Raw genomic sequence first — 25,433 nt, forward strand, 5'->3', positions numbered from 1 at the left:
AAGCTCCATTAATGAAGGAGCTTTATCAGTACCAGGCATTGATGATTACCGGAATATGGGGAGAAACACCCGCTTACATTTGTGAGGCCTGACTTATTTTGATAACAAGGAAGAAAGCATGCTTATGTTGGTGTGCTAATTTTTACTTAAGGTAAAGCTAATATACATGGTAAGGGAATCGCTATGACTAGGTATAGCTGGTTACAAAGGGCTCTGTTTATTCCACCTGTCTTGTTGGGCATCGCGCTATTGGTCGTGGCACCGGGCATGAAAGCCGAACCGCCTAAAGCGAGTACTGCTGCCACTAAAAAGGTGGTCCGGGTGCTGAAAGTTGAGCCGCGAAATATCCAACCTTCAGCCATCGGATATGGACATACCGAGCCCGCTCAAGACTGGCAAGCTCAGTCCGAGCTCGACGGTGCAGTTGTGTGGGTTTCCGAGCAATACAAAACCGGTAATATTATTCGTAAAGACAGCGAAATCCTCAGAATCGATCCTGCCTCTTATCAACTCACCATTGCCCGCTTGCAGGCAGAGCTTGAAGTGCTAACGCTGACAAACCAAACCATTATCGATTCTCTCAAGATTGCAGAGAAAGAGTTTCAGGTACAACAGTCTGAATATGCCCGCTCGATCAAATTGAGTGAGACCGGGCATATCTCCAAAACAGAGAAAGACCGCGCGACCAAAGACTTACTCAGTAGCCAGCAACAGCTCCAGACTCAAAAAAACCAGTTAGCAATTAATCAAGCGCAGCAGAAGGTATTACAAACGGAACTCGCGCTCGCAAACCGCGATCTTGAACAAACCGTGATTAAAGCTCCGTTTGATATTCGTATTGTCGAAACGTTGGTTGGACTCGCCGAGTATGTCAACAAGGGGGAATTGCTGCTCAAAGCAGATGGCATCGATGCCGTTGAGGTACGCGCACAGTTTCCGCTTGGTAAAATGCGCCCACTGAGAAACTCCAATCGTTTAGACTCGCTTGACGAAGATGTGCATAGCAACTTGAGCGCGACAGTCGAGCTCCAAGCTGGCGATAAAGTGATCGCTTGGCCTGCCGAGGTAAGCCGCTCCGGCGGTGAAATCGATGCCCAGACTCAAAGCCAAAGTCTGGTTGCACAAGTCAATCAGCCCTATCAGCAAGCTATTCCCGGAGCGAAACCGCCGCTAATTCGTGGGACTTTCGTTAAAGTCACGATTAAAGCACCGATGATGGAGCAACAAATCTTGCTACCGATAAACGCCATTCATGACGGTAAAGTTTACACTGTCTCTGAAGGTAAACTGAAAAGCAAACCTGTCAGGATTGATTTCGTCCAAGGGCAGGTTGCGGTGATCAAATCTGGCGTGGAATTCGGTGATGTAGTTGTACTAAGTAAACTTTCACCCGCCGTTGAAGGGATGGCTTTACAACCGCAACCGGATGAGAAAATCGGCCTTTGGTTGGATACGCAGAACGGATCTAAAGCTGCAAACACGATTCAGAAAGAGGGCAAGCTATGATCGCTTTTTTCGCCCGCCACGCCACTGGCGCCAATGTCCTGATGATGGCGGTACTGCTGTTAGGGACTTTTGCCTTGCCCAAACTGCAGAAAGACACTTTTCCGCTGACGCCGACCAAAAATATTGAGGTTCGGATCGTTTATCCGGGCGCGTCGCCTTTTGAGATGATGGAAGAAGTGTGTTACCCGTTGGAAGATTCACTCGATAAGCTGAGTGGAATTAAAGAGTTAAGCTGTGATGCCAGAGAGAATTTGGTCATCGCCAATGTGGAAATCGGCGATGATGAAGACATCGACACCTTAACCAGCGATATTCAACAGCAGGTTAACGCAATCAATGATTTTCCGGATCGAGTTGAGCAGATCACGGTGTCGAAACTGGACCGAGTGGCAACGGTGGCCAGTGTCGCGATTACCGGCAATATGTCAGATAGGGACTTATATCTCTATGCCCAACAAATTAAGCACAAGTTAAAAGAGAGCCCATTGATCGCTCAGGTGACCGTGAGCGGTTTTGCGGATCAAGAAATAGAAATTCGCGTATCGCAGTGGAAGTTGCAGCAGTACGGCCTGAGTGTGTCTGACTTGTCCAATCTGGTACAACAGCAAAGTATCAGCACTCCTGCTGGTGTATTTAGTAATGACTTGGAACAGATCAGTGTCCGCTTCGACCACCTAGGCAGCAACGTCAGAGATTTCGAAAATATCGTGATCAAATCCAGTGAGGCGGGGACTCAGGTTCGCCTCGGTGATGTTGCCGTTATCCAGCAGAAGTTTACTACCGATGAAAATCAAATCCTGTTCAATGGCCAACGTGCCGCTTTGCTTCAGGTGTCCAAAACGCAATTTCAAGATACCTTAACGGTCAAAGATGCGATCGTCAGCATCGTTGAAAAAGAACAGGCGAGAGCCCCTCAAGGCGTCGCTTTAACCATCACCCAAGATTCCAGCACCAATATTATTGAGCGTCTGAGAATCCTCACCAGCAATGGCGTGCAGGGATTAGCACTGGCGTTTTTGATGTTGTGGGCATTCTTTAATATTCGCTTTAGCTTTTGGGTCACCATGGGGCTGCCGGTTTCATTCCTTGGCGCCATTTTTGCGATACAACTTCTCGGTTATACCCTGAATATGATGACGTTGGTCGGGCTGATTGTTGCGATTGGTTTGTTAATGGATGACTCGTTGATCATTGCAGAAAACATTGCCGCCAAGAGGCAACAAGGACTCCCCGCATTTGACGCTGCAGTTGAAGGTACCAAGCAAGTCTTGCCAGGTGTGATTGCATCGTTTGCTACCACCATCATGGTGATAGGGCCGCTGATGTTTCTCACAGGGAATATGGGCGAAGTACTACGCTATATTCCTATCGTATTATTGATTACGTTACTCGTTAGCCTGATAGAAGCTTTCTTGATCTTGCCCTCTCACTTGGCGCACAGCCATACGGAGTTTCGCTCCAATCCAATACGAGATAAATTCATTACTGGGTTTGAAAATATCAGAGACAGATTCTTTGTGCCAGTGAGTTTCAAGGCGATGAATGCACCTTATCTTTCACTAGGGATATTGGTGATGGTGGTGATGATTTCAACCGCTTCCATTTCGTCAGGTTGGCTGAAATTCAAAGCTATGCCTGCCTTAGAAAGTGACGTACTGCAAGCGCGTATCTTGCTCCCTCAAGGTAGTTTACTGAGCCAGACAGAGGCGGTGGTAGAGAAGGTGGCGAGCGCGCTTGATGAACTCAATCAAGAATACGCAGAGAAATACCCAAGCTCAAAACCTTTAGTCGCGAGCACCACCATCATGTTCAACTCAAATGCTGATGCCAATGAATCGGGGTCGCACATGGCAACCGTCAGTGCCGATCTACTGCCAGCGCAATTTAGACAGCAGAGCATTAAAGATCTGATCCAAGTTTGGAAACAAAAAGTAGGCCCAACCGCCGATGTGGTTTCACTCAAGTTTACCGATAAAGAACGCGGTATCGCTGGTAATGGCATTGATATTCGAGTTCAGGGTGAGTCGTTAGAACAGCTCAATCAAGTCAGCCGCTCGCTTGTGAAATGGTTGAAAGGATTTGACGGTGTTTATAACCTCTCCACTGATCTGCGTGAGGGCAGAACCGAATTTCACGTCAACCTTAAAGATGAAGCGGGAGTGATGGGGGTGAATGCTTCCAACATTGCTCAAACGCTGCGCAGCGCGGTCAAAGGCAGTACTGATCTGACGGTTTTCCAACAAGGCGAGCTGGTGGATATTAGTGTGAGATTGGATGAGTTTACGCACCAAGCTAGCCTGTATGAGTTGAATAATTTGATGGTGACGGCAGGCAATGGAACCCTTGTTCCGTTATCAAGTGTGGCGACCTTTGACAGAAAGCAAGCCTTCTCGCGAATTCACCGTATTAATGGGATGAACACTGTGGTTGTGCAAGGCAATATCGATACCCGTGTTGCCAATGCGCGTGAAATCATGCTGCAGTTCAATAGTGAATTTGTTCCGCAAATTCAACAGAAATTCCCAGAGGTCAGTTTTGCCTCTCAAGGTCAGGATAAAGAAAGCTCAGATACAGGCTCCTCACTAGCAACCTTCTTTGCGCTTGGCGTGGTGGGGATCTATCTTATCTTGGTGTTCCTGTTCCAAAGTTACACTCAACCTATCGCTGTGTTACTGGCGATACCGATGGGCTGGATTGGTGTGGTATGGGGGCACTTGGGCATGGGGTTCGATTTGACTATTCCAAGCTTGGTTGGCTTTGCTACCTTAGCGGGTATCGTCGTTAACGATAACATTCTGTTGGTCAATTTTATTAAGAAGAATATCGCCCAAGGCGAGCGCTTGATAGACGCTTGTCGAGAGGCGGTACGTGACCGATTTAGAGCGATATTTATCACCTCGTTAACCACATTTGCAGGATTGCTTCCACTGTTAACCGAAACCAGTACGCAAGCGCAATTTCTGATCCCGTTAATTGCCAGTATTGCGTTTGGCTTAGTCTCGGCTACGTTACTCGCGTCAATTGTTGTGCCTTGCGTGCTGCTTATTTTGGACGATTTAAAGCTGACCAAATGGGCACAAGATGCTCAATCTGCCCTTTGAGGCCCTTGGGAGTACATGCTGAACCGAGTCATTCAGCCCGGCATGAAAACGGTAGTTTGTGTAGGATTTATTTGTCGATTAAACCCTATCACTGACTGCTGCTTTTTGCTTACTGTTAATCTGACTTCTATTACACCTCGGCCAATATTTGTGACATAACCCAAACCTATCGGCAGCTCGATAGTACTAGAGCCACTTCCCTTTGTCTTGACATGGGTCCCACCCAACCATGAACACGAAATGCTCTTTTTCTTTTCTCTCTGTTTACGTGATGGCCCAAGAATTTGGGCACGGAGTTGGAGTTCACCGATAGAGAAGCTAATCCGTACTTCGCTAATGTAGCAAAGTCCCTGAAACACTTCTGTCCAAAAATGAGTTTCGAGCATTTTGTCACGAAGTGTGATTTTGTCACGAAGTGTTTTGTCACGAAGAGGCAATGCATTTATCGATATCAGCCTGAAAAGCGTCTAGCAAACTCCTGATTTCCACGAGTGCTGCGGTAGATGTTAGCTCCTTCCTTGATATCTGTTCTTCTAACATCTCAATCTGACGTTTAGCAAGGTCAACACTCGACTTCAAAGAAACGGCATTGTAAACCTCTGTATAGCCATGAATTTCTGCAAAAGCCAGGTCAATATAGACATCTAAAGAGCTAAGTCTTTTGTGACCTGTCCATTGTTGAAGCTGCATTTTAAATGTTTCAGTATGAAGCAAATGTTTCCGGAAATCATCTTTATCATTCACTTCTTTAGTGGCAAGAATAAGCTCCTTTAGCTTATCTGTAATGAATGCGTGTCTCCATAGATGCGGATGCAACTCACCCTCGATACCAAGCTCTTTTTTCCATAAGTTCATGTACGTTGACCATGAATCGGCAGAGAACGGTTGACCGGTCTTTAAGCCGATAAAGAGGTAGTCATGATCGACCTTTTTCTTCCTCATCACCTTCTTGCGAACTTTGATGTAATCCGCAATCGCTGATAGAACTAGGTGAGGTACGGGAACCTTTCGGGTCGTATTATCGTCCTTACGCTTTAGGGTGGTCAGGGTAATCATCCCTGTGCGCCTAGCTTCCATATAATCGGTCACTGTAATCAAATGAAACTCCGTGACACGCGCACCTAGTTGCTCCATTGCTGTATATAACGCTATATCCCGTTTGCGTTTATCTTTGTTTTTTTGATTTTTTATAAAATCCCACACAAGCAAGGCATCCTTATCTGAAACAGGATGGCGACTTTTGATTTCGTCTTTTGTTGGCACCGCTGTATGGGTGGTTTGGGTACCCTCAATATACCCTTTGATACCTTCCATCTTACGCTTGTAGGGCTTTTTGAGCACTTGAATAGAATTCGCTTTATCCTCACCAATAAAAGCACTCAAATCATGAAATTCTTGGACAGACTGCAAAAAATCAAGGCAGGTATGCGCAATCTTTCTCACCGAGTTATTTGTGCGCTTCAGCTCACCGAGAGGCGTTCTCTCTGCTTGCAACCCGTGAATAAACAGGGTGAATGTGGCGTCGGTAAGTTGACTAAATCGGCTCAACGTTGGCTGCTTTTCAATGAAATGCACCAAGTGAATAATATCGTGCGCGTAACCACGTATTGTGTCTCTTTTTTGGTTCTTCCGTATCAGCTTATGGATGTAAGCATTAGCTTCGTAGCAAGGCATATGATTACTGTATGTCACGAAAGGAATGTCTAAAGGTGTACGAAAATCAAGCTCATCATCAAAATTAAGGTGACTCCATAGCTCAAAGTCTTTTAGCTTACGAACCGGCATCAGCATCTCCATCCAAAGTTTCAACCAGCTCCGCGAATTGTTTCAGCTTCGCACTCAAAAGCTCCCCATCCAACGTATAGTTCAGCTCGGCTTCAATCCCCTTATTATGTACCCGGTAAAGTTCCTGGCGCTCTTCCACTGTACCTTCATGCACCGCCAGTTGCTTTAGCTTAGAGCGCAATTCAGAAACCATCACGGTCAATAAAAAGTTGCTTCGCTGTGCAGCATCCAGCTCCGACTGAAGTTCATCTACTTTATGCCTCAAGCCCACCACGGTTTGTTTGTTGCCCTTACTTCCTTTCTCTGCATGATGCGCGGCCTCTATCGCCAGTTTTGCGTTAATACGCAGCTCATCTAGGGATAAGAAGCCCCTATCAAGAAGGGCATCTGAGAGGCTTTTGAGCGTGTTCAATGAGCACGAGGCAATTCTCCGCTCCTGATTCTGATATTTAGCAATAGCCGACTGAGATTTGAGTGCCAGCTGCAGCTCTTCATCATCTTTAAATTCAGCGGGTGATGTGATGATTTCCCTTAACAGCTTATCTGTTTCAAGTACCTTGGTTTGGTTTTTCTCTAAAACTTTCATTATCCGAATCCTTAATCAAGGTCTTTGATTTTTAGAATAAGATTAAAGGTTTGAGTGGTATTGCCGTCAGAGCCCTCTACGGTAAAGAACTCTGGCTCCAGTGTTATTCGCCCCTCTTCTAGAAGGTGAAGAACCTCGGTTTCAATGTCCTGCTCTTTTTGAATTTGGCTGATGTGAGGGATGGTTAGGTAAGACTCATCGTCGTAATCTTCTGCCACCTCGCTTAGAGACTCTAAAGTGATAGGCGTTGAGCTATCGCCTGTCAGTCGCTCAGCAATAAGCTTGCGTACCTCTTCTATGCCATCGAGCTTGGCAAGCTCAGAGGTGGGATCGGAGACACCACGAACAATCACGCTGGCCTTCGCCCCGTTTAGTGCTGCCCCTGCTTCTGATTCAGAGATATAGTGGTATAGGTGCTCTATATCTGAATGTGCGAGCATCCAACGAAGGGCATCCAAACCGTCGTACCCTTTAGACCAGAAGAATGCCATCGCAAAGAAGCGCCGGAATTGGTGCTGACGAACGTAATTACGGCGGTATTCGCCGTTGTCGTACGCTACCAAGTCCGTTTCTAGGTAATCACACAACGCATCGAGATGTACGTTGTAAATCGAGTGGTCTGTCTTGGTTAACTGGCAGTTCTGTGAATTTAAGTTGTTAAACAGGGACAGTTTTCCTTTGGATAGATTTAACTCCTTGGCTTTGATGTTAAATTGCTCCAGTTGCCAGATGAACCTAGCGATAGATAAGGGGATTGGTCGTTCTACGGTGGCATTTACCCCTTTTGAGCCTGTTTTCTTTACCTTAAATATCAGGTTGTACTCTGTCTTGGCCCCCTCATCCGAAAAAGGGTCTAGGTTGGGAGAGAGGTTGCCATGAGGCTTCAGTTTGACTAACTCATCTTGCCGTCGGGCCATGATGACGCCCACCAAGACTTGTATAGCACCTTGCAGCACGTCGAATAGGTCGAATAAACTTTCGTTGGCTCGAATCCGCTCAAAGCGATTTTCAACGCTATCAGCAAAGCCTTGAACTTGTTTAATTCCTTTTTTTAGATATTCACTACTCAGGCAATTGATTGCTTCCGTTTGAAACCAATAACCTCGCTCCGAATCAGGCATGTCTCGATGCAATTCTTCATCCCAAGCACGGCTACGTACACGTGGACGAAGTGGATTGGAATGTTTTGCAACAGATTTGCTCCTTGCTTTCGACAGCAGAGTTAACGTTTCGTCCAGTAAGGTAACAGCGCCTTCCTCTGTAGGTAGGTGCTCTTTGGCAAACTCATAACATTGTTCAATTAAATTAAACACAAATTTGGGTGGCAAAGTGCGAGTTCGTCCCACTTTTTTAAAGCTAACTAGCTCACTAACAGTATCTGCGCTGACACGCTCAGACAGTACTGATGGGCTTGCAGCATCTTCGCGCTCAAGGTTGGTGTGAATCAGTCGAATTACTTCAATGTATGTCGAGATAGCTTGCTGACTCGTGCCTGATGAGGTGTCTTTATTCTCAACCGCACGATATTCTGAGGTTCGATTTTGCCCTTTAAGGTGCAGTTCGGGATAAGTAGGGATATTGATGTCGTGATAAAGCAGCTTGCCATCAAATAACAGCTTCCTGAGTAAAGCGCCACTCCCAGTGTATTTAATGCTAATGTTCTCATGATAGTAGCCTTGCTCAAACAGCCAATGACACGCCTTTTCTCTCGCTGTTAAAGATAAGACAACCTCATCTTGGGCAATATCTCGTCCAATGTAGGGGTACTTTTCTTTAAGCTCTTGAGCATCGGCTTCTGTTACACCCTGACTGGCAATGTTCAATAATGCCTGGGTGCGCTTATCAAACTCGTACACCCCTTCAATACCGCCGTGAGCAGCGTATTTCGTCAGGATGTTCAACCAAAAGTCATCATTGACATTAAGTAAATGGTATTTTGCCAGTTTTAATTCTGTCGAGTGCAGCAAGATAGCATTGATTAAGGCGATGACCTTATTGACCTTCTGAGAAGCCACTGTTGGGCTGATAATCTTTCCACCGTTTTCAAGTGGGTTATCTGCCGCTGTGATCCAGTATTTGAAACTGTTTAATAACTTCTGGTGCTTTTTGTCAGTGAGTTTCTTCCCATCATCCAGGGTCACACTGTCCCAATGGATTGTTTTTGGCGTTTTATTGAGTGTTAATACCCATTTGGGTTCAGGGAAACTGGACTCTAACCAGTCTGGCTGCCTGTCATCGTAGCCGTAGATGCCTGTGTGGATATCCGTGATTATATCTAAGGCTCGATAATCATTATGAGCTGCTGAGTAGTTTATAATTTGCTCAAGCGTGTCTGCACTGAGACCGTTCATCAGCGAATGGTCTAACACGATGTCTTCAATGAGACTGGCAATAGCAGAATTGTCGATAGCAACACTTAGCATAGCAACGCCCCTTTGATTGAGTCAGCATCCAGTTTGTTGTTGGTTGCAATATCAAGCATTTCCATTAAGTCCTTGTCACCACTGTACCTGCCTGAGTTCAGGGTATTTAAGACAAACACTGCTGATTGATACCAGTGAGAAACAATATCAAGAAAAGAATCTTCATCATCGCTACCTTCAACAACAAGGCGTATCGCCATTAATAACTGCAAAAGAGAGGTAGAAATGGTGTAGGTTAACTGGTCGAAGTCTAAAGACTCCGGGTCGTTATCAGTGGCGGCCGGCTGAGCAAAACCGTGGTCTAAATGCTCTGGAATATTACTGATACCGTGATTTTCGAGAAATTCCTCAATGTCCTCAGCGCTCATATTAACGGCGTCAAAGCGGTACACGGAATCTTTCATCGCTTCAAGCAAGATCGCATTCTGGAACTGACGTACCCAGCGTGCATTAAAGAAGTCCATCAGTGGCTCAGGAAGATAAGAGGTCAGCATATCTGCATCTTTCTTTTCATGACCCAGCGCCTCGGCAACCGCATCCATTGAGCGCGTTTCCAGATAAATTTGGAAACCCCGGTGCCGCCTAATCGAGCGCAATGAATGAATGTCAGAAATGGCTTGCGCATCCTCTGGCGTGATATCGCTACTTTTATCAAAGAGCGATTCATCTTGCAGCCAATCATCGAATTCACTCGAACAGTGAAGCGTGGTGCAAAGGTCTGCAGGACAGGTGACACGGGAATGGGAAGCGGTCAGAATCATCTTTCGCCAATTGACATCCCCCTTATCTTTTAAGTATTCACGTGCCATGTGAGTGTGTTGTATCAAGAAATCAACAACTGACTTAGACAACTCATTGAGCACAACGTTTTGCTGCGCGTTGGTAGCCCCTTTGCGTGATTTGTAACTCACCGCTATGTGCTGATGACCAACCTGTTTATAGCCGACCATATTGCCATGCTTATCAAATAACTCCCACTTTTGTAGCCAAGAAGGTGTTATCAAGGGGTGCTCATCCGTAAGTAGCGTTAAAAGAGCATTCAGTGTTGATTTGGTGGGCAGGTTTAACTCAGTGTTAAGTTGGTGGGTATCACCCAAAAAGCCCAAAAAAGTCGGATAGGTTTCCTTTGCACCTATACCGTGTGCATAAAACGTTACCACGGTATTGTCTAGCTTATCCGAGCCGACAAAGTTCCCGTATTGTCGGTTGCCTGCATTATTGCTCAGCGGTTTTACCAAGCCTGTTTTTAGGAAAGCTTTATTTCTGGCCTCTCGCGCTAAAAGCTCTTCAAACTTCGAAAGGCACACATACCTGATGTGCGCCATGTCTCGCTCTACACGCTGCTGAATGATTGAGACAGCCTCTTCATCTTTAATTTTCAGTGGGATATTGCCAAACCATCGCTTGTTTTCCGTCTGTGTCGTATTGCCGCCGACTGAAAATGTGGGGGCTTTATCTTTGGGGTCTTTCCATTCAGGAACGATAAACGGCTTATGGGGTTCATCGAAAACCCCTGTCTTAATAAAGCACTCTGTGTAACAGGTAACCATGCTCCGCCATCGTTTGTGAAAGCTCTTTGGGCTGTGTAGAGCGGCTTGTGAGCGCACAAATAGCACCTTAAACACCTTGTGGAAGAAAAGCTGAACATGATTGCGGCTCAGGTGAGTTTCTACAGTCAGCCCGTCCCGTTCGGTATAAACGGTAGACATGCCATCAAAAAGGATTTTGAAGAGGCCCATAAAGTAACTAGTAGTTATTGTATTTTGTTTTAAGGCATAGTTTTCTAGAGCTAGATGGACTTTATCGGCAAACTCTTCACCAAAGTTCACATAAAGCGTATCAAGGCAAGCCTCGACGCTTTTGCCTTCTTTTGATACCACCTGCCAGCCATCTACATAACGCGCCTTGGTTTTATCTATCGCAAGCTTTTGAAACTGAGCTCTGCATCTCGAAGCGTCCTCTGTGATTTTGCGATCCGACAGCTTTATTTCATCAAAGCTACATTGCTTATCCTGCGCAATGTAGCGGAAAAGACGTTTGAATTGATTACACAGGCTATATTTTCTTTTGGTAGTGATATCATCGCAGTCATAAATGAAACCAATGGACAACTGGGCGTGTGCATTGAATGAGTTTGAGTCATTCAATATTTCCAATGCTGTGTAATTGACTTGTTCAACCAAGTAACAGTAGGCTGCATAAACATTCAATATTTGCTGTCTATAAGTTTTACCGACTGAGGATTCAACAGCAGATGTTAGGTAGTTAGAGTATTCGGCTGACAGTGCATTATTTAGTAAAGAGAGCTCATTTAGCATTTTAAAATTCACAATCAAACCCCAAAGATTGACGACTACATTAACGATTAGTTGTCAAAATAAAAGTTGTCAAAATAAATTAAGGGTTATTTAAGATTAAATTATATTATTTTACAGTGACATATCACATAAATGATGTAATTTGATAATTGGGATTAGGAATGCCCCACAGGAAAACAAAACATCCAATCGTCATAAAGAAACACTTGCTTACATCCAGCACGAAATAGCAGCTAAATGCTGCAAAAAAACGACCTTTTTGTCAGCTTTCTGTGATTTCAGCTTCCTCACTGATTACAAACGGCGTCTTCACCTCCATAATCGTCCCGCTTCCCACTTTGACAGTAAGACAGACAATGAAAAAGTTACTCGCAACCGCCGCCCTAACCATGCTGACCACAGCTCCAATGTTCGCCAGCGCTAATCAGCATCACACCCACCACCATTATCATCATGGCGGTCCTAACGCTTATCAGGGGCCGCGTGTTGGCTTGGGGATCTCTTATCTGTCTGATCAATACATAGATACTGATACCGGCTTCAAGTTGGAAGGGGGTTTCGATTTCAACCGCATTGTGGGCTTTAACCTTTCTTATGAAGAATCAGGTTTTGACTACTACCGAGGATCTGTGGATTACAGCACTGTTAAGCTTGGGACGGACTTAGGCTATGCATTCCCTCTTAGCCCAAGCGTATCATTAAAGCCCTACGTATCATTGGGCTTTCATCGCACAACTGAAGATGACAATTGGTGTTCGAGCAAATATTGTTATTCTACCAATTACTCTGATACCAACACCTATTACGGTATTGGTATGCGCCTGACGGCAGACATGTTCTACATTAATGTGTCTAACGAAGTGATGAAGCTTGATGTGGGTCCTTACCGTTACGAGCCAAACCAAATCGCTGTTACTGTCGGCCTAAAGTTATAATCACAAACAGGCCGCCAATTCTTTATAGAACAGCGATTTTAACCAGCAAGACTGATCAAATATTTATGTAGGTTGGTATAATTGGTGCCGACAGAAAAAAGCCCGTACACAACCTTGGAATATGTACGGGCCGGACTGCGCCATTAACAATGACGTTAAACTAGCAAGCTAGAAGTCTAACTCTTTGGAGCAACCTGCAAACGGTAGCTTGGACCGATTTCGTCAGCCGTCAGTACATGAAGTTTTGACACGTCTGCACCACCTTCAGCGAACTGGTAGAAGTCGCCGACCTTGATGTAGTTTGGCTTCTGCTGAGAAACGCCTTTTGGAACACCATCAATACCATGTACCTGACCAAAGTAGATCTCATCGCGGTAAGTCGGACTTGTTAACGGGGTCGCAGGGTCGGCACGCAGAGCCTGCAATCCTTCCCCTTCGTTGTACACCACGTTGCTGCTGAACGAGATGTGATCGCCGGTGAAGATAGCCTCTACCTCGCTGTTATCGAACAGGCTGACACGGTGACCCTGATTGCCATGAACCATCCCGAACTCGACATCAACCATGGTGTTGTTTTCCACCGTCACGTTCTTCGGCGTCCACTGCTTGTTCAGCTCTTTGCCTTTTACAGACTCATCAAGCTTTTCATTGTTCTTTACATCGATAATACCAGTGTTGATCACCACGCCACCACGCACATCGGCATTACCGGCAATCTGACCACCGGATCCGCGCAAGCCCACAAGGTAGTTATTGCGCACCACATGATCTTCATCGTAGATACGGATACCACCAGTGTCCTGTTTGTTGTTACCGATGATCACATTGTTCTCAACCACATTGGCCTTACCATGACGCAGTGAAATCATCGCGGCACTTTCAAAAATAGTGTTACCGGCAATGCGGTTCTCACTCGATTTAATTGAGATCAGCTCACGCTCACCATCCGAGTCCACCAGCAAGTTATTCACAAACTGGGTGCGCGATGGCCACTGACTGCTCTTCGAGTCGCCAATACGGATCGCTTCCCAGCTATTGCCGTTATAGCGGATCGCTTCTTTGATATCTAATTCGTTATAGCGGTTTTTCTTCTGAGAGTAGAAAATATTGCCTTCGATAAGATGGTTATCCGCCTTATCGTCAATGTTCTTCTGGATACCAATCAAGGTACCGCGTTTGTGCTTGCCTTCGAAGCGGTTATTGATGACCTTGCCATCTTTGCCCCAAAGTGACACCCATAGGTAACGTGGGTACTCACTACGCCTTTCGTCCGGCTCGTACGCGTAATCATCGTTGAAGTAGTAGAACGTTGAGTTCTGCAGTATATTACGCATACCTTCAAGACGTACGCCACCAAAACGCTCTGCCGGGCCACCCTCAGTAAACACAAGGTTATCTAGGGTAATATCGTCACCCTTGACCACTAGTTGAACCAAACCAGTCAACAATACTGTCCCCGGCTGCTCAGCCTTCACCGTAATGCCGTCAGCGGTTAGCTCGACCACGCCCAAGTCGGCATAGCGACCCGGAGCAATCGTGATCTCCTCACCCGGCTTAGCATTTTCAAGCTGTTGCTTCAACGCCTCAACCGCTGGCTTGCTCACAACGTCAACTTTTGCGATATCAACCACTTCACGATTTGCGGCTTCAACCAACTGCTCGGCAGTTAAGGATGTCAGTGACACTTCAGCAACAGAGGGCTCAACCGTCATTTCAGGTAATTGTACCGGTACTGGTGCATTTGCATCCTGGGTCGAAGCTTGGACGTTAAAAGACAGCGCAGCTAGCAATGCCAGCGCGATAGGCGTGTATTTTTTCATTCTATGTTCCTTATACCGGGCGACAGGATTGCCGCCCGGGAATTACAGGGAGAGGTTTACAGTTTTGGATATAGCAGGTAAGCGTCTCGCTCTGCCCACACTTGGGACAGGTTATTTAGCTCGGCATTTTCAAAGCCAATCTTGTCGATAACCTGATCGTAGTAGTCAGTACCCCAAGCTAAGTCAGCCTTGCGATATACCGTCAGCATACGGTAAGTCTGGAAACGGCCCTTCTTCACATCGTTGTCAGCGTGCGGCCAATCTTCGATACGCTGGTATTGCGCGACATAGTCGATAGCCGATTTCATGCTGCGACCACGATAATCATGGTTCCAGATATCGACACCTAGCTTGTCACCAAGTTGCGCCAAATATGCCATCGCATCCAGGTTGAAGTAGCTGTAGTGATAACCTCGGGTACGCGCCAGCTCTTCTGGCTGGGTACCCTTGCTATCAAGCTGCTCACGGATCCGCCACTTAGTTTGCGCGACGGTCATCTTGGCAATGTCTTCGCGACCAAGGTAGTAAGCGATACCAGCGATCTGCGCCTGCATCCAAGTACCGTGGTTGTTCGGTGAAAACTGCTCTGCCGTTCCTTGCTCGGAAGTGATCAACCAGTCAAGGAAATCGTTGAGCCAAGCCCTCATTGCCGTATCGTCTTGCTCGGTCCAGTGCTCAGACAGTTCAATCAACGCCAAGGCATCAACCAGACGGTCAGAAAAGCTGCGCGAATCAATCATGCCGCTGCGGCGCTGGTCATCAACGCCAGGAACCGCTTGCGCATAACGCACGTTCGGGTTCATGCGTGTCTCTGGGTTGATAAACCAATGACGTAACATGTCCGCGGCCTGCTCGGCGTACTTTTCCTCACCCGAGAAGTAGTACGCCACACCCAATGCTCTTACCGAGCGAGTGAACAAGCCAATGCGAACTGAATCGGTCGCATCCGTTTTCGAGTCCGGATTGGTGTTGCCATCATCACGAACCCAAGGCAAACCATCTTCAGTCTTCTCGTTCGGCCACCAGTAAGGGCTGATAGAGAAATAATCATGCTTATCACCGCTTGGCGGCATCAGAGTCTTGTCGGTTACCGACAAGAGCCCAACTTTCATTGCCGCTTCCGCTTCATCCAGCAGGCGCTGGTAACTAGCCTGCGCCTCCTCGGTAGCCGTATCATTGTGGATACGTGCCTTGCTTTCGGCAATCAAATCAGCATCGAAGAAAACGGTGTTAGGCGTTCCGTCAGCAGCAAACACAGGAGCAGCAAACAGTGCACCGGCAATCGCCATTGAGGTTAACGTACGTTTCAACATGCTCACTCCTTAGTCCTACTCAGCCGCGAGCTCTGCGCCATTTTCGACTTTCTCATCGACGGCTTTAACCAGTAGCAAACCAACAGCCAGAACAATTGCACCACACAGAACAAAGATCATTCGGCCCCAAACTGGGTTAGGCAAGACAAACATGACCATCACACCCACACCCGCTGTCGCGATCAGTGAGCCCAGCATACGGCGCTGTTTGTTATCTAGCTTCTTCTGTTCAGTTGATTCAGCAACCAACGGTGTTGCTAGGTTGTTGAAGAAACGATCAACGTCTTTCTGGCGCTCTTCCGTAAGCGGCTTGTAGAACACAGTCGACAGGATGAAGAAACCAGCAGTGAAGATCAGGTGAGCAATCAGGCCGATAGCCACTTTCAGGTCAGCCCATTCACGGCCTGTTAGCGGCTCAAGGTTGAACCAGCTCTGAATCATGTCTGCGGTAATAACAAAACCAACGAAGTATGAAACGATACCACCGACAACCAGCGTACCCCAACCAGCCCAGTCTGGCGTCTTCTTGATGAAGAAACCACAGAATGCAGGAATCGTCATTGGGAAGCCGATAAGCGCACCCACATACATCATGGTGTCAAACAGGCTTAGGCCTTTCAGTGAGTTGATAAATAGGGCAACCAGGATGATTGCGATACCGAAGAAAGTAGATGTCAGTTTAGAAACAACCACCAGCTCTTTTTCAGACGCATTTGGACGTAAGATTGGCTCGTAGAAGTTTTTAACAAAAATACCTGAGTTACGGTTAAGGCCTGAGTCCATAGAAGACATAGTTGCGGCAAACATCGCAGAGATAAGCAGACCAACCATACCAGCAGGCATATACTGCTCAACAAAGTATAGGTAGGCAAAATCACCCGCTTTAGAACCCGCGTCTGGGTATTGAGCAGCCAGATCAACACCTTGTCCAGCGATGAACCAAGAAGGCATGAACCAGATTAGTGGACCCATTGTCATCAGGATACAAGCTAGCAGTGCTGCTTTTTTCGCATTCTTAGAATCTTTGGCCGCTAGGTAACGGTATGAGTTCAGCATGTTGTTGGTGATACTGAACTGCTTGAAGAAAAGGAAGAACGCCCAGATACCAAAGATGCTTAGGTAGTTGAGGTTGTTACCAGAAACAAAAGAAGCACCTTCTTCCAGTGGGAAGTTGTTAACGATCTCGCCAACGCCACCACCCTGGATAATTGCGACAATCGCACAGGTAACGGTTACAGCCATGATGATAACCATCTGCATAAAGTCAGAGGCAATAACTGCCCATGAACCACCCGTTACAGACATGATGAGTACAACCAGACCCGTTAGAACGATTGTCATGGTCATATCGAAACCAAAAATACCAGAAGCAATAATCGCCAGGCCGTTCAGCCATATACCCGCGGTAATAACGCTGTTAGGCATACCTGACCAAGTAAAGACCTGCTCATTGTTCTTGCCAAAACGTAGACGGATAGCCTCAATAACTGTCACAACTCGCATTTGGCGGAACTTAGGTGCGAAGTAAAGATAGTTCATCAAGTAACCGAAAGCGTTAGCTAGGAAGATAATCGCAACAGCGAAACCATCATCGTACGCTTTACCCGCCGCACCAGTAAATGTCCAAGCACTGAACTGGGTCATAAATGCAGATGCACCTACCATCCACCAAAGCATGCTACCTCCCCCACGGAAGTAGTCACTGGTGGTATTTGTAAATGTGCGGAACATCCAACCAATTGCAATTAGAAACAAAAAGTAGATGCCGACGATCATAATATTAAGATCCATCGAAGGGAGTCCTTTTGAGTAGTAATTTGCTTATACTATAAAAACCCCAGCCACTTTCTTGTACTACAATATTCATTAATCGAGATAACGATCACGATAAATTTAAGCCAATAATAACACAAATCAATTTAACTAATTTAAATCAATAGCTTAAAATAACCAAGTGCAGCTAGCATCATACTAAAACAAATTGATTTAAATCAAAATGTCATACTTTTTTGATCTGTTTCACGTTTACAGCCTTAAGGAAAATATTCAAAACAGCCAAATAAATGTAATTAAACTACTGAATTAAATCATATTGAACAATAAACCGTGATCGTGATCACCATAGATCATGATCACAATTACTAATAACCCCTGATTGACGGCAAGGAACAAAACAATACTATTGTATTACTTTATTAAGAACGCCCTACAATTCAGGAAATAAAACACTATGTTCAAACATTCTCCCCTGATGCTACTTATTGGTTCAGCTCTTATTGCAGGCCAGGTCAGCGCCGCTTCAATCGATTTCCGTCACGAATACAAAGGAAAATCAGAGCAGCATGCTAGCCGCGTTAAAATCAACGAAAGCATTGGTGATCTTTATTTCAGCGGTGAACTGAAGTTCAAGGGTGCCAATGGCAAGTTTATGGAAGACTTGAAAAATAACGGCTGGGAATTTGATTGGGGATACCGCTTCCGTAATGGTAACTGGACACTTCAGCCAGGCATGCCAATTGAGGGCCGTGAAAGCGGTATGACCTATAAGCCGCAGGTTCGTCTAACTTATGCGTTTGAACAAGTAGAAGGCCTGACACTGAGCGGTCGTTACCGCCATGATTTCAAAACCTACAGCAATGGTGACAGCACAGAAAAGCGCCACCGTGTAACGGGTAACGTTGGCTACAGCATTAATGACTGGCAGTTTGGTCTTGAAATGAACTACTACAAAGCTGAAGGCTATGAGCTGTACGACGGCAAAGACACCAACTACGAAAACAACATCAGCATCCGCTACCGTCCAGGCGCTTGGAGCCCATATGTTGAATTCGGTGATGTTAACTACACCCGTGATAATGGCAAAGACGACCGCGAACTACGTAGCCGTGTAGGTATTACTTACAGCTTCTAATAATTTAGGCATGCAATATTAGCCATTAGCTAATATTGCCCCCTAACGGCAAGTTCATTATGATAAAAAGCCGACGAAAGTCGGCTTTTTTGCATGACAATTTCGAAACTGCTCAAGTAAAAACGCAAAATCTAGTATACTGTAGTCATATAGTCATACATATAGTTATCGAACCAAGGATTAACATGTCTTCTAGTTTTACCGTGATAGCGGGATCCAAACGCAGCCTGCACGTTCAGGTAGCCCGCGAAATCGCCCGTCGCATTCTCTCTGGCCAGCTAGCGCAAGGCCAAGTGATCCCTGGAGAAATGACGCTTTGTGAACAATTCGGCATCAGCCGTACCGCTTTGCGTGAAGCCGTTAAACTTCTAACATCAAAAGGTCTACTTGAATCTAAACCGAAGATCGGTACCAAAGTCGTTGATCGCCTTAACTGGAATTTCCTAGACCCACAACTACTGGAGTGGATGGAAGGTTTGGAAAATGCCGAAGTCTTCTACCACCAGTTCCTCGGTTTACGTAAAGCTATCGAGCCAGAAGCATGCGCGCTAGCTGCCCGTAATGCCACTGCAGAGCAACGTATCGAACTATCTGAAACCTTCCAACAGATGTGTGATATTGCTGCTGACTTTGACCAAGCTCGCTGGGCTGAAGTCGATATGAATTTCCACCGCTTGATCTTCTTCTCAACAGGCAACGACTTCTACCTGCCTTTCGGTAATGTCATGGCGACCATTTTCATGAGCTTCATTCACCACTCATCCAAAGATGGTGGCGTGTGCATTAATGAGCACCGTTCAATTTACGATGCGATTATGGCCGGTAACGCCGATAAGGCACGTTCTGCTTCTCAGTTCCTGCTTAAGGAAGAGAAACACCGTTTGCCAAGCGAAGTCGCGTAATTAGCCACCTACCGCTAACTGTATATACCCAAGAGGCACCCTAAGTCGCTTGGCTATATACGGTTATTCTTATCACCTCCTCCAACTCAGCATATCTATTATACCAACCTACATAAATATTTGATCAGTCTTGCAGGTTAAAATCGCTGTTCTCTGCGTTAGATATTTTGTAATTAGAGCCACTAGTTACTGCAATCTCTACCTTGATAACAACGATTTTTCCAGTGCGAATACTTGATCAACTACTTATCCAGATTGGTATTACTCCACAAACTTGTCATATCTATCTGTTAAGCTTGAATTGAATCATTGAGTTTGGAGTTAGTATGGTCCGACACGCCACTATGGAAGATGGCCCAGCAATTTGCGTATTGCTCAAACAACTCGGCTATCAAGCCAGTCCAGCCACTATTGATGCCATGCTAGATAAAACTGACCAAGTCAGTTTTGTATTCGATGGTGGGGAAGCCTTATACGGGGTGATGACCCTGATCACTTTCCCATATTTTCCCACTGGCGAACGTATTTGTCGAATCACAGCCTTAATGGCTGATAAAGATAAGCGACGCAAAGGGATCGGTTCAACGCTGATTGAAGCGGCTAAAAACCATGCGAGAGAGCATGCTTGCCAACTGCTTGAGGTGACGACATCTTTGAGCCGATATCAGGCCCAAGAGTTCTATGCTAAACAAGGTTTCGAGAAGCGCTCTTTACGTTACACCCTTGAGCTCTGAGCCTTGGTAGCCTGAGTTAAGTGCTCTGTCAGTTAATACAGCAATAAGTAGTACATAGAGCTATATATTAATGACTGTAATAAGAGTCGATGATTATCCAACATTGTTAATTTACGCATCACAATACTAACTATAAGGTTTAATTGTATATTGGCCGCAAAATAAACCAACATTTTGACATTCACCTTTACCTATCAGTCACTTCTCTTCATATTAGGCAATAATACAAACCAAAAAGAGAATTATCTGCAACTTGTTGGAGTGAATATGGAAGTTATAAATCAGCTAACCCCATCAGATAAGCAAATAGAAAGACTCGGCAACGAGTCTGATTCCGGAGAAATCCACTTGCTGAATCTCTTTAAATTTCGTGAAAAAGCGGTATATCCAGACGGTCGAAAAACAACATTATCAGGTAAAGAAGCATATGAGGTTGATGAGCTATGGGATGCATTCGTTATTGTAAAATATCCATCAAGAAAAGCCCTATTAGAAATGACATCATCTGAAGAATTCCTTGCATTAAAAGCCCACCGGGAAGCCGGACTAGAAGGGCTGTTAAATATAGAAACCAGCATACCCTAGGAGCATAATTAGGTAATGAATTACTTATACTCATTAATATTATTTGCTGTTGTATCATCAGCAACCCCAGGTCCCAATAACATCCTGGTTATGACTTCTGGATTAAACTTTGGGGTAAAAAAAAGCTTACCTGTGTTATGTGGTATATGCCTCGGTTTTGCTTTTATGTTGCTGATCGTTGGATTTGGTTTCGGGCAGGTCTTTGACCTCTTTCCCCATTTACACACCATTATCAAAATATCTGGTGTGCTGTATTTACTGTATTTAGCATGGTTAATTTCAAGTTCAAGTGACGGATTGGGAACCAAGGAGCAACCAGAACCGTTATCGTTCTTCAACGGAGCTTTATTTCAATGGGTCAACCCCAAAGCATGGGTCGTGGCAACTGGTGCTATAGCCGCTTTCACGACCTCCAACAGTGAGTTTGCCGCTCAGGCCCTCATTATCGCGGGTACATTTTTAATCGTTTCTTTTCCTTGCGTGGGGATCTGGCTATATTTTGGCACATGGCTGAAGCGATATTTAAACCATGAACACCATCGCAAATGGTTCAATTTCTTAATGTCTGGTTTATTGGTATTCTCTGTTTTACCCGTTATAGGAGAACTTATTAAACCATTTACCTAAGGCCCGTTAATTAAGGAGAACTTTATGTACCAATTGTATTACTACCCCAACAATGCAAGTCTCGCCCCCCACTTTCTGCTACACCATATGAAGCTCGACTACGAACTACTGTTAGTCGACAAGCAGTCTAATTCACAAAAGTCGCCAGACTATTTAAAACTCAACCCTGCAGGCCGGATCCCCACCTTGGTCAATAATGGCATAGCACTTTTTGAAAGCCCGGCCATCTGTATCCACTTATGTGAGCAACATCCAGAATATGGCTTAATACCGGCACTAGGCAATAAAGCACGCCCTTTATTTTTCCAGTGGCTAACCTACCTAAACAACACCCTACAGGCCGAGCTGATGGTTCGCTACTACCCTCACCGCCACACCAATGACGAAAAGACCATTCCCAATGTTATTGCGGCGCAAGATGATCGCATTGCCGATGCTTTGGCAGTGCTAGATAAACAATTAGCAGGCAAAACATACCTGTTAGGTGAAAAACTCACTGCCTGTGATTTCTTCTTGTTTATGCTGGCCGAGTGGTCTTTACCTATCAAGAAATCACCGCTGCACTTTTCCCATTTAGCAGGCTACCTAAAGCGGTTGTCACAACATCCAACAGTAACTTCGGTGTGTAAAATAGAAAAAATAGATCTATCTCCGTTTCAATAACATCACTTTTGATTAAAACAGCGGCTTAACTGCGGTTACCATCGGGATCAGAAAATAACAACAAGAATGCTCTTGAGAAGAATGATTTGAAAGGGATAACAAGCAAACAGCCTCGAACTGCAGGCAAAAAAATAGCGCTCCGTCCTAGAGCGCTGTTTAACAAGGCAAAGCTTAAGTTAGGAAGTAGTTGTTATAATAAGTCAGTCTCAGGGTAGCCATTTGAGGAACGGCTATCTCGATTGATGAGCTCATTATAAGATCACGCCCTTTGTAATACAATATACCCAAAACGACAAAGCGTTATAATTTGCATTTATTAACAAAACCATTATTAAATCGTGATCTAGATCTTGTTTTTATGATATTGAATGTCACCACAGCACCCATTAATAATACAAAAGCACTAGCGCATTTCCGCCTCCTAGCTTCAAGCCAAGCTTAACCAATCAGGGCGGCTCTGGCGACACTCAGGTCATAGACGCATCGAGTAGGGTGAGGCGTTACCGCCTCAGCCCTCTCACAGAACCGTACGTACGGACCTCGTATACGGCTCCTGCATACCTCTATTCAGCTCTGCGCTGAACACATACCCTGTCCTTACATGCTCAAGATTCACCAGACCAAGTTCGTCGAACCATTTGTTTGGCATCGCGTAACTTGCCAGTGGACTCGCTGCGTTTCGCCAGCTGGTCATATTTATCAGCTTGAACGGGGGCTTGTAGCCCATCTGCCTCAGCCTACGATGCAGCCGTCTTGGCTTCTTCCATAATCTCAGCTGTATACTCCGCAGTCTGCGCCTTAGCCATGCGGCTATTTTCTTGAGTTCCCTGCTGGCATTAGCTATTCGAAAGTACTGACTGAACCCTCTAAGTATTGGGTTCAATTGCTTGATGACTGTGCATAATGGCTTTCCGCCATTCCGCTTGGTCATCTGCTTGAGCTTGCCCTTGAACCCTGCCAGTTTCTTGACCTGAATGCGGGTGTATTGACTCCCGATTTCAACCCCAAGGAACTTCACCCCGCCATCGCTGTGTGCGATGTGGGATTTGGTTTGGTTCACGGTCAGCTTCAGCTCTTGCTCCAGTATCTTCGTTGCTTGCCTGAGCGCATTCTCTGCGCCGGCTCTGCTCCGACAGAAGATCAGGATGTCATCAGCATAGCGGACTATCCGGTGGTTGCGTTTTCTCATCTCTTGATCGAACGCATCCAGGTAGATGTTCGCTATCAGCGGACTGATCACGCCGCCCTGCGGACTCCCTGTTTCTGTCTCTTGCCATTGCCCGTCGACCATGTCTCCGCTTTTCAGGAACTGCTTGATAAGTTCCAGCACACTGCCATCTCGAACTCGTCTCTGGATGCTTTTGAGGATAAGGTCGTGGTCGAGCTTATCGAAGCATTTGGACAGGTCCATATCCACAACATGTCGCATTCCGTATTGCCGGGTGAACATGCTGGCTTTGTTGATGGCATCGTGGCAACTCCGTCGAGGTCTGTACCCATAGCTGGATGGGTGGAACTGCTCTTCGAAGATTGGGGTTAGTAGGTCGTTCAAGGTTTGTTGGACAACTCTATCCCTCACGGTGGGGATACCCAGCAGCCGGACTCCACCATCGTCTTTGGGTATTTCTACCCGTCTGACTGGCTGAGGCCGATACTGCTTGGTTTGGAGTTCGAGGAGAAGTTGGGCAAGGTTATCACTCAGATTTGAGGCGAAATCGCTCAGGCTCTGCCTATCTATTCCGGCCGCGCCTTTTGCTTTCCACACCTTTTTAAATCCTTTGTATAGCCGCTCTTTACTTAGCAGGTGACCATACAGACTGTAACAGACTCTCACCTTTCCTCGTGGTTTGTGTGCTGTGTGGGGACAATGTTCCCTTTTCAGAGTTGGTTTATTTCGCTTTGGTGCTTAGCGTTCTAGCTCGCTGGCAATCTACTAAGGCGGGTCGAAGCTACTCCCGTGTACGGTTTCTCGCATCAGTGCCTTGTTCCCAAGGTGACCGAATTGGAATACCCCGATAGCTAACCGGCTTGTGTACCTCTGAAAAAAAAACATCTGTTCATCACAGACTTAAAGTATGCTTCCTCCCTTCGCGACGCTAGCTGCTTTTGGCAGGCTAACGCCCCATCAGACACGTTGCTGATGGTCAGCTCGGTTTTACCCTCCACACCATTACTGGGCTTCACAGGCCGAGCCTTATTCACTACTACGGATTCATCTGCCACCTCACACCACTGCCAGACTTGAGTCTCCTCTTGTGCTGTCAGCTCCTGTTTTACAGGATACGGTGCCAGGCTTCCCCAGTTACTGCACTAGCTCCCGGTTAGAAACGCCATCCTCAAGCACTTAACAGGTTTAACTGAGTATTGGGCTTCGCGATTTTTCGCACGCTTACCCACCTATCAAGCCGAAACAGGTTCACTTACGTTATGTGCTTCTAACTTCCTATGGCTTCCTTCAGACCCCACCGTTGGCCAGTGACGCCCTTGCCAGTCGGATTATCTTCCCCTCAGTCAGGGTGATTCAGGTTTCTTGCAACCTGACGGGTTTGCCAGCTTCGCTGGGCAAACAAAAAAGCCGGGCAAGCCCGGCTTCAGATTGCTGACGAACCCCACTTTTTAAGTGTTTTTTTTTTTAGAGAGCGGCCGTAGGCCGCGATCGCGATTTTTTTACCTACCAGCTCGGTTGGAGGCTCCTTTGCTCTTCTCGCCTGATATTGACTCGTAATAGCCTAATTAGAGCGTTTATAAGGCCTATTTTCTGTAAGCAGCCCAGCACCAAGGCCATCTTCTTGATATTTTGAGCAGCAGCGGCCAACCAACATTGCATCTGCACCTTGTTCAACCCCCGGAACCGTGCATATCGGTGACCATGATGCTGTTTAGCATCTGCGAAGCTTCTTTCTACCGTTTCTCCCCTTCGCCGATAGGTCCTTTTACCATAAGGTGTCAGCCGTATTTTGTTTGCTCGTTCCACAGCCTCCGCGTAGATATGCCGGGTTATCACCTTCTTCATTGTTTTGCTTTGGGTGCAGTCATTTCTCATCGAGCAGAGCTCACACTCCTTGGGGGCCGAGTGGTATTCTCTGTAGCCTTCTCTTGACGTGGTTTTATAGATAAGTTCCTGGCCATTTGGGCACAGGTAAGTGTCTGTTTCTTTGTTATAGATAAAGTGCTTCTTCTTGATAGCATTCTGGGTGCGAGGCGGCCTACGGTAACCAAAGTCC

General features: G+C 46.0%; 18 protein-coding genes. 9 read left to right on the plus strand and 9 right to left on the minus strand.

Going from position 1 to position 25,433, the window contains the following annotated elements; translation table 11 throughout:
- The first annotated feature begins 183 nt into the window (after window positions 1-183).
- Window positions 184-1,506: an efflux RND transporter periplasmic adaptor subunit gene (locus NHN17_RS20330; protein ID WP_255044459.1), complete on the plus strand. Its 1,323-nt coding sequence runs from the start codon at window positions 184-186 to the stop codon at window positions 1,504-1,506.
- Window positions 1,503-4,607: an efflux RND transporter permease subunit gene (locus NHN17_RS20335; protein ID WP_255044460.1), complete on the plus strand. Its 3,105-nt coding sequence runs from the start codon at window positions 1,503-1,505 to the stop codon at window positions 4,605-4,607. The genes NHN17_RS20330 and NHN17_RS20335 overlap by 4 nt, the downstream gene beginning before the upstream one ends.
- Window positions 4,608-5,030: 423 nt before the next feature.
- Here NHN17_RS20335 and NHN17_RS20340 read toward each other — a convergent pair whose 3' ends face one another.
- The 4 genes from NHN17_RS20340 to NHN17_RS20355 are packed head-to-tail and all read right to left on the minus strand — an operon-like array spanning window position 5,031 to window position 11,731.
- Complete coding sequence (locus NHN17_RS20340) at window positions 5,031-6,392, minus strand: tyrosine-type recombinase/integrase (protein ID WP_255044461.1); 1,362 nt, start codon at window positions 6,390-6,392, stop codon at window positions 5,031-5,033.
- Window positions 6,379-6,978, minus strand: a complete 600-nt coding sequence (locus tag NHN17_RS20345) for a hypothetical protein (protein ID WP_255044462.1) — start codon at window positions 6,976-6,978, stop codon at window positions 6,379-6,381. The genes NHN17_RS20340 and NHN17_RS20345 overlap by 14 nt, the downstream gene beginning before the upstream one ends.
- A gap of 11 nt (window positions 6,979-6,989) precedes the next feature.
- Window positions 6,990-9,401, minus strand: a complete 2,412-nt coding sequence (locus NHN17_RS20350) for an integrase (RefSeq protein ID WP_255044463.1) — start codon at window positions 9,399-9,401, stop codon at window positions 6,990-6,992.
- The gene (locus tag NHN17_RS20355; RefSeq protein WP_255044464.1) at window positions 9,395-11,731 is read right to left on the minus strand and encodes a hypothetical protein; all 2,337 of its coding nucleotides are present in this window, start codon (window positions 11,729-11,731) and stop codon (window positions 9,395-9,397) included. Before NHN17_RS20355 ends, NHN17_RS20350 begins: the two co-directional genes overlap by 7 nt.
- A 344-nt stretch (window positions 11,732-12,075) precedes the next feature.
- Here NHN17_RS20355 and NHN17_RS20360 point away from each other — a divergent pair, with 344 nt between their 5' ends.
- Window positions 12,076-12,654 (plus strand): outer membrane beta-barrel protein, encoded by a 579-nt coding sequence (locus NHN17_RS20360; protein ID WP_255044465.1) that lies wholly within the window; start codon window positions 12,076-12,078, stop codon window positions 12,652-12,654.
- 176 nt (window positions 12,655-12,830) lie between these two features.
- Here the strand turns inward: NHN17_RS20360 and NHN17_RS20365 are convergent, their stop codons facing one another.
- From NHN17_RS20365 to NHN17_RS20375, 3 genes are read right to left on the minus strand one after another with little or no spacing between them, the layout of a single operon-like run.
- Window positions 12,831-14,474: a polysaccharide lyase 6 family protein gene (locus tag NHN17_RS20365; protein ID WP_373689583.1), complete on the minus strand. Its 1,644-nt coding sequence runs from the start codon at window positions 14,472-14,474 to the stop codon at window positions 12,831-12,833.
- Window positions 14,475-14,530: 56 nt separating this feature from the next.
- Window positions 14,531-15,787, minus strand: a complete 1,257-nt coding sequence (locus NHN17_RS20370) for an alginate lyase family protein (protein WP_255044466.1) — start codon at window positions 15,785-15,787, stop codon at window positions 14,531-14,533.
- A gap of 15 nt (window positions 15,788-15,802) precedes the next feature.
- On the minus strand, window positions 15,803-17,578 hold the full coding sequence (locus tag NHN17_RS20375; RefSeq protein WP_255044467.1) for a sodium:solute symporter family protein: 1,776 nt from the start codon (window positions 17,576-17,578) through the stop codon (window positions 15,803-15,805).
- 439 nt (window positions 17,579-18,017) lie between these two features.
- On the opposite strand from NHN17_RS20375, the gene NHN17_RS20380 reads away from it, so the two are divergent.
- From NHN17_RS20380 to NHN17_RS20405, 6 genes are all read left to right on the plus strand, one after another.
- Window positions 18,018-18,698, plus strand: a complete 681-nt coding sequence (locus tag NHN17_RS20380) for an oligogalacturonate-specific porin KdgM family protein (protein WP_255044468.1) — start codon at window positions 18,018-18,020, stop codon at window positions 18,696-18,698.
- Between the two features lie 185 nt (window positions 18,699-18,883).
- Window positions 18,884-19,600: a FadR/GntR family transcriptional regulator gene (locus tag NHN17_RS20385; protein ID WP_255044469.1), complete on the plus strand. Its 717-nt coding sequence runs from the start codon at window positions 18,884-18,886 to the stop codon at window positions 19,598-19,600.
- Between the two features lie 326 nt (window positions 19,601-19,926).
- Complete coding sequence (locus tag NHN17_RS20390; protein ID WP_255044470.1) at window positions 19,927-20,334, plus strand: GNAT family N-acetyltransferase; 408 nt, start codon at window positions 19,927-19,929, stop codon at window positions 20,332-20,334.
- Between the two features lie 267 nt (window positions 20,335-20,601).
- Complete coding sequence (locus tag NHN17_RS20395) at window positions 20,602-20,919, plus strand: DUF1330 domain-containing protein (RefSeq protein ID WP_255044471.1); 318 nt, start codon at window positions 20,602-20,604, stop codon at window positions 20,917-20,919.
- A 15-nt stretch (window positions 20,920-20,934) separates the two neighbouring features.
- Window positions 20,935-21,546 (plus strand): LysE family translocator, encoded by a 612-nt coding sequence (locus NHN17_RS20400; RefSeq protein WP_255044472.1) that lies wholly within the window; start codon window positions 20,935-20,937, stop codon window positions 21,544-21,546.
- A 24-nt stretch (window positions 21,547-21,570) separates the two neighbouring features.
- Entirely contained in the window at window positions 21,571-22,209 is a 639-nt protein-coding gene (locus NHN17_RS20405) for a glutathione S-transferase family protein (protein ID WP_255044473.1), read from the plus strand.
- Between the two features lie 517 nt (window positions 22,210-22,726).
- Here the strand turns inward: NHN17_RS20405 and ltrA are convergent.
- Together ltrA and NHN17_RS20415 are read right to left on the minus strand one after the other, a co-directional pair.
- Window positions 22,727-24,043 (minus strand): group II intron reverse transcriptase/maturase, encoded by a 1,317-nt coding sequence (ltrA, locus tag NHN17_RS20410; protein ID WP_255044474.1) that lies wholly within the window; start codon window positions 24,041-24,043, stop codon window positions 22,727-22,729.
- 837 nt (window positions 24,044-24,880) lie between these two features.
- The coding region (locus NHN17_RS20415; protein WP_255044475.1) for a transposase at window positions 24,881-25,433 on the minus strand (553 nt) is incomplete at its 5' end.

The sequence above is a fragment of the Photobacterium pectinilyticum genome, assembly GCF_024357955.1.
GTDB lineage: Bacteria > Pseudomonadota > Gammaproteobacteria > Enterobacterales > Vibrionaceae > Photobacterium > Photobacterium pectinilyticum.